The following is a 6,436-nucleotide window of genomic DNA, read 5'->3' as shown; positions in this document are numbered from 1 at the left end:
TCGGCGGTCAGGCCCCGGGTGGCCCGCAGGGCCTCCAGGCCGCCGGTCCGGGCGCCCCCCAGCAGGACGCCTTCGGCAACAACCGCGGCCCGGTGCCCCCGCAGCGCGGTGACAACGGCGGCAACGCCTTCGACCAGGGCCGTCAGCCCCAGCTTCCGCCGCGTGGCGGACCGCGGGCCGAACTGCCCGGCGGCAACCCGCAGCAGCGTACGCCGAGCTGGGGCGACGAGACCGGCCGGCCGCCGGTGTCGCACTCCCCGCTGGACGCCCCGCGCGGCCACGACGAGCAGGACCCGGCGCAGACCTCGCAGATGCCGCGCTTCGACGACCGGCAGGGCCTGGGCTCGACCGCGGAGATGCCGCGGATCGACGACCGGCAGGGTCCGGCCGCCACGGGCGAGTTCCCCCGCCCGGACGTGAACGGCATGAACGGCGTCAACGGCGTCAACGGCTCCCAGAACACGGGCTCGTTCATCCGCTCCGACGTCTTCGGTGCCCCCGCCGGGCAGCCGGACGGCCCGGGCACGGGCCAGTTCGCCGCCCCGCAGGCGTACGACGCCGGTTCCACCGGCCAGTTCCCCGCGCCGGGCTACGACAACAACTCCACCGGCCGGTTCGCCACCCCGGACTTCGACGGTGGGTCCACCGGGCAGCACTCCCTGCCCGGCCGCCACAACGGCTCCGGCACCGGCCAGTTCGAGCGGCCGCAGCCGGGCGGGCGGGGCGCCGACTTCGGCGCGCCGCGTCCGCCGGTCCCGGCGCAGCAGCGTCCGGTCCGGCCAGAGCCCGAGGCCCTGCCGCCGGCCACCGGTCCCGGGGACGGTCGTACACCGCTGTACGACACCTTGGAGACCAACTGGTTCCACGGTGGCCAGGGCGGCGGCCAGGGCGGACAGCGGGAACCGCAGCAGAGCAACGGCTCGGCTCCGGCCCACGCCCCGCAGCAGCCGCAGGCTCCCGCCGCCCCGGCGGCCCCACAGCGTCCCGTCACCAGCTCCTGGCGCACCTCGCCGAACGACGAACTCGTCCGGCAGGCAGAGCGCGTACGGCAGCCGGCCGCGGGCGGCGTCACCACGTCCGGCCTGCCGCGCCGGGTGCCCCGAGCGAACCTCGTCCCGGGCACGGCTCAGCAGCAACAGCACCAAACCGGTCCGCAGGTCTCGCGTTCGCCTGACGACGTACGCGGCCGGCTGACCAATCTCCGTCGGGGTATCGCGCAGGGTCGCCAGGCCGGCACCGGCCAGACCGGCAGCTTCCCGAACCCCACTCACCAGCAGGAGCGTTAGTTGAGCCCGATGAGCCAGGCGGCACAGAACCTCAACTGGTTGATCACCAACTTCGTGGACAACACCCCCGGGGTGTCCCACACCGTCGTCGTGTCCGCCGACGGTCTCCTTCTGGCGATGTCCGAAGGCTTCCCGCGTGACCGTGCCGACCAGCTGGCGGCCGTCGCGTCCGGGCTCACCTCGCTGACGGCCGGGGCCTCCCGGATCTTCGAGGGCGGCAACGTGGCGCAGACGGTCGTCGAGATGGAGCGCGGCTTTCTCTTCCTGATGTCCGTCTCGGACGGGTCGTCCCTGGCGGTCCTGGCCCACCCCGAGTGCGACATCGGCCTCGTCGGCTACGAGATGGCACTCCTGGTCGACCGCGCGGGCGCGGTGCTCACGCCCGACCTGCGCGCCGAACTACAGGGCAGTCTGCTCCACTGATCGGCTCCGGTACCACCCGTATCACCAAACCACCGTCAGGCCGCCACAATCCCCCCACCGGCCCCGTCAGACGGCTTGCCCGACCGACTTGCTGTCCCGCCCGGAGGATTCATGACCCCGCCCACCGCCTCTCATGATCCGTACGCCGAGCCGTACGGGGACGAGGGCGACCAGCCGCTGGTACGTCCCTACGCGATGACCGGTGGCCGGACCCGGCCGCGCTACCAGCTCGCCATCGAGGCGCTGATCAGCACCACGGCCGACCCGGCAGCGCTCATGGGACTGCTCCCGGAGCACCAGCGGATCTGTCACCTGTGCCGCGAGGTGAAGTCGGTCGCCGAGGTCTCGGCACTGCTCGCCATGCCGCTGGGTGTGGCGAGGATCCTCGTCGCAGACCTTGCCGAGGCCGGACTGGTGGCCATCCACCAGCCGGGCGGCGATGAGAACAACGGCGGCGCACCGGACGTGACGCTGCTCGAAAGGGTGCTCAGTGGACTTCGCAAGCTCTGACGGCGGCCGGGCGACCACCTCCGCGAAAATCGTGGTGGCGGGTGGCTTCGGCGTGGGCAAGACGACGTTCGTCGGTGCCGTCTCGGAGATCAACCCGCTGCGCACGGAGGCGGTGATGACGTCCGCGAGCGCGGGCATCGACGACCTCACCCACACCGGGGACAAGACGACCACCACGGTCGCCATGGACTTCGGCCGCATCACGCTCGACCAGGACCTGATCCTGTACCTGTTCGGCACGCCGGGCCAGGACCGCTTCTGGTTCATGTGGGACGACCTGGTGCGCGGCGCCATCGGCGCGGTGGTGCTCGTGGACACCCGGCGGCTGGCCGACTGTTTCCCCGCCGTGGACTACTTCGAGAACAGCGGTCTGCCGTTCGTCGTGGCGCTCAACGGCTTCGACGGGCAGCAGCCCTACCAGCCCGAGGAAGTACGCGAGGCGCTGCAGATCGGACCGGACACCCCGATCATCACGACCGACGCCCGGCACCGCGCCGATGCCAAGAGTGCGCTGATCACGCTGGTGGAGCACGCTCTGATGGCCCGCCTGAGGTAAGGCAAATCAAGAACGCCGTACGGCAGTTGTCGTAAATACACCGGAGCCGACTGTGGCCTTTGACACGGTCGGCTCCGGTGTTCATAACGTTTCGGCAGAGGAATCGGACGATGTCGCCACGCGTCGCGGTCAGGCGGTACCGCTGCGCGCACGAACGCCCCGCGTTTTGGCGGGGCTCGCTCTTTATGACCGTTTTATCTAGCACTTACAAGTGGATGCTTCGGCTGTTTCCGCTGTTTGGAAGTGCGCAGGCCCCCGTGCTGGAATGCCTGAACTGCCCAATAGTCAAAGACGTACTACCCCGTGGTCTGTGACACACCGGGTTCTGAGAGACTGCGGCACGACGTAGGTGCCCGCCGCCGAGAGGTTGTTGGTCGAGTGAGGCGAAGCAAGAACGGTCCCGCGCCGTCGGCCCGGGGCAACTTCACCCCGCCGCCGCGCGCTGCGGTGCCCGCCCCCGCGCCCGGTCCGGAACCGGCGGCAGCCCCCGCCAAGAGCGGCGGCCGATTCACTCCGCGCAACTGGCGTGTGCCCACCCGTCTGAACGCGATCCTGCTCATACCCGTGGCCGTCGGGCTCGTCATGGGCGGCTTCCAGGTCAGGGCCTCGATCAACACCTGGCAGGACGCCCAGGACGCGGAGAACACCGCCCGGCTGGTGCGCGCCGCCGTGAGCTACAACAACGCGCTGCTGGTCGAGCGTGACGTGAGCGCCGCGCCGCTGCTGCAGGGCAAGGGCGAGAAGGACCCGACCGTCGTCAAGGTCCGCCAGGAGACCGACCGGGCCGCCGACGCCTTCGACGCGGCCGTGCAGCACATGCCCGACCGGGAGAACCTCAACCGCCGGCTGACCCGCTTCCGTGCCGTGGAGCCGGAGCTGTCGCAGATCCGCGCGACCGCCTACACCGCCAAGCGTACGGGCGTGCAGACCGAGGAGAGCTACGTCGAGATCGAGCACCGGCTGCTCGAGTTCGCCAACGAGCTTGGCCTGGGCACCGGCAACATCACCAGCTACGGCCGTACGGTCTACGCCGTCTCACTCGCCAACGGTGCCCTCTCCCTGCAGCGCTCCATCGGCATGCACCTGCTGATCAAACCCGGTCCGGACGCCCCGAACCTGGCCACCCAGCGCATCGCCCTCTCGTCGTACGCCTACCTGGAGGGCATCGCCATCCAGGAGTACCAGAGCGGTGGCACCGATCAGGACATCGCCGCGCTGGCGGCGGCCCAGAAGAAGATCCAGAGTGAGGGCAAGGCCATGGCCCAGGCGGCCAAGGCCCAGGACCCGAACTACGTGGCGCCGCCGTCCGACCCCACCAAGATGGTCGCGGCCCTGGCGCAGCTGAAGGACACCGATCCCACCACGCGCGCCGCGCTGGCCCAGAAGGGCATCACCGCCCAGAACTGGTGGGCGGTCAACACCCTCAAGTTCAACGCCTACCGCCAGATCGAGTCCGACCTCGCCGACAACGCGGTGAACGAGGCGTCCACCATCGCGGACAACGCCCAGCGTGACGCCTACATCACCGGCGCCGCCGTGGTGATCGCCCTGCTGCTCGCGTTCATCCTGGCCGGCGCGGTCGCCCGCCAGATGAGCCGCTCGATGCGCCAGCTGCGCAACGCCGCCTTCGGCATCGCCGAGCAGCGCCTGCCGATGCTGGTCGACCAGCTCTCCCGGACCGACCCCGGCCGGGTCGACACCCGCGTCGCACCCATCCCGATCAACACGCGGGACGAGATCGGCGAGGTCGCCCGCGCCTTCGACCAGGTCCACCGCGAGGCCGTCCGGCTCGCCGCCGAGCAGGCCCTGCTGCGGGGCAACATCAACGCGATCTTCACCAACCTCTCGCGGCGCAACCAGTCGCTGATCGAGGGCCAGCTGACCCTGATCACCGACCTGGAGAACAACGAGGCCGACCCGGACCAGCTGGAGAACCTCTTCAAGCTGGACCACCTCGCGACCCGTATGCGCCGTAACGGCGAGAACCTCCTGGTCCTGGCCGGCGAGGAGCCCGGCCGCCGCTGGGACCAGCCGGTCCCGCTGGTCGACGTGCTGCGCGCCGCCTCCTCCGAGGTGGAGCAGTACGAGCGCATCGAGCTCTCCGGCGTCCCGGAGGCCGAGATCCACGGCCGCGCCGTGACCGACCTCGTGCACCTGCTCGCCGAGCTCCTGGAGAACGCCACCACGTTCTCCTCCCCGCAGACCAAGGTCCGCGTGACCGCGACCCGTCTGCCCGACGGCCGCATCATGATCGAGATCCACGACAAGGGCATCGGCCTGACGGCCGAGGACTTCGCGGACATCAACCACAAGCTGGCCAACCCGCCGACCGTGGACGCCGCGATCTCCCAGCGCATGGGCCTGTTCGTGGTCGGCCGGCTGTCCGACCGGCACGGCATCCGCGTCCAGCTGCGCCCCTCGGGCGAGCAGGCCGGTACGACCTCGCTGGTCATGCTGCCGGACGCGATCACGCACGGCGGTGGCGGCGAGCAGGCGCTGGACCGCGACGAGTTCACGGTCTCCCAGATCATCCCGGAGCAGCAGTTCCAGGGCGAGAACTTCAACCCGCAGCAGCAGCAGCTCCAGCCGATGCGCACGGCGGCCGAACTCGGCTTCGACGACAGCCGTTACGCCGACGTCCCCGACGACATCCGGGAGCTGGACCCCGTCGGCCGCTCGCTGATGCGCGAGGAGCGCCGTGCGGCCCTGGAGGCCCAGGGCCACGACCCGCAGGCGATCGAGGCCCGGCAGGACGTCCAGGAAACGCCCGCCTACGTCGAGGAGTTCGACAGCCAGGGTTACGACGGCAGCCGTACCGGCTACCAGGAGCAGCCCGCGGCCTACGACCCGCAGCAGGCGTACCAGGAGCAGCAGCAGACGGCGTACGACGAGCCGCAGCAGCCCGCGTACGACGAGCAGTACTACGCGCCGAACGGCGGCCTGCCGCAGAACGACGCCTTCTCGTCGGGTGGCGGCTACCCGGAGCCCGCGTATGCGGAGCCGGCCCAGGAGGAGCACGCGGCCGTGCACGCCGCCGCCTCCGACGCCTACCCGGCCTACGGGGAGAAGCCCTACCAGGACGACTGGCCCCAGCAGGACGGTTACCAGAACGGCTACCCGGCCCAGTACGCTCCGGAAGCGGAATCCGTGCAGGCCGGTGACGTGAGCGAGCAGGACCGCGTAGGCTTCGACCGTCCGGGACCGGCCTCCACCGCCGGCCACGCGCTGACCGACGCCGGGCTGCCCCGCCGCGGGTCCATCGCGAGCGGGTCGAACGACTCGAACGGTGCGGGGCACCTGAGCCAGGAAGCCTCGGCTCCCGCGGTGGAGAGCGACGGTGGCAGCGACTGGCGTTCGGCGAACGACCAGCGGTGGCAGCAGGCCTCGCAGCTCCGGAAGCCCAAGGCAGGCGGAGTAACCGCCTCCGGTCTGCCGCGGCGGGTGCCCAAGGCCAACCTGGTCGAGGGCGCCGCCGAGAACACTCCCCAGGGAGGCCCACAGGTCTCCCGCGCTCCGGAGGACGTCCGGGGCAGGCTGAGCAACCTGCGTCGAGGCGTTCAGCGCGGACGCAACGCAGGCAGTGGAACGAACGGCCAGGCCACTAGGAATCAGCACAGTGGTCCTGACAGCACCTACAACCAGGAGCGTTAGTGTGAGCCCG

General features: G+C 70.7%; 4 protein-coding genes and 1 pseudogene. All 5 read left to right on the top strand.

Translation table 11 applies throughout. The annotated features are described in order from the left end of the window. Nucleotides 1-1,286: pseudogene (locus tag ABZX30_RS22510) on the top strand (hypothetical protein); the annotation flags it as partial. 9 nt (nucleotides 1,287-1,295) lie between these two features. Then, nucleotides 1,296-1,709, top strand: coding sequence for a roadblock/LC7 domain-containing protein (locus ABZX30_RS22505; RefSeq protein WP_003973453.1), 414 nt, complete (start codon nucleotides 1,296-1,298; stop codon nucleotides 1,707-1,709). 111 nt (nucleotides 1,710-1,820) lie between these two features. Further along, the gene (locus ABZX30_RS22500; RefSeq protein ID WP_019058642.1) at nucleotides 1,821-2,219 is read left to right on the top strand and encodes a DUF742 domain-containing protein; all 399 of its coding nucleotides are present in this window, start codon (nucleotides 1,821-1,823) and stop codon (nucleotides 2,217-2,219) included. After that, complete coding sequence (locus ABZX30_RS22495) at nucleotides 2,200-2,775, top strand: ATP/GTP-binding protein (protein WP_132855910.1); 576 nt, start codon at nucleotides 2,200-2,202, stop codon at nucleotides 2,773-2,775. Before ABZX30_RS22500 ends, ABZX30_RS22495 begins: the two co-directional genes overlap by 20 nt. A 378-nt stretch (nucleotides 2,776-3,153) precedes the next feature. After that, on the top strand, nucleotides 3,154-6,426 hold the full coding sequence (locus ABZX30_RS22490) for a nitrate- and nitrite sensing domain-containing protein (protein ID WP_355936045.1): 3,273 nt from the start codon (nucleotides 3,154-3,156) through the stop codon (nucleotides 6,424-6,426). The last annotated feature ends 10 nt before the right edge of the window (nucleotides 6,427-6,436 follow it).

It is taken from the genome of Streptomyces sp. NPDC004542 (genome assembly GCF_040610035.1).
Lineage (GTDB): Bacteria > Actinomycetota > Actinomycetes > Streptomycetales > Streptomycetaceae > Streptomyces.
Note: the sequence above shows the minus strand (reverse complement) of the source record. Positions and strands in the feature narration are given on the sequence as shown.

Bases quoted from the DNA above. Each gene is read 5' to 3' on its own strand.
- ABZX30_RS22505 (WP_003973453.1), top strand. From the start codon at position 1,296: ATGAGCCAGGCGGCACAGAACCTCAACTGGTTGATCACCAACTTCGTG.
- ABZX30_RS22500 (WP_019058642.1), top strand. From the start codon at position 1,821: ATGACCCCGCCCACCGCCTCTCATGATCCGTACGCCGAGCCGTACGGG.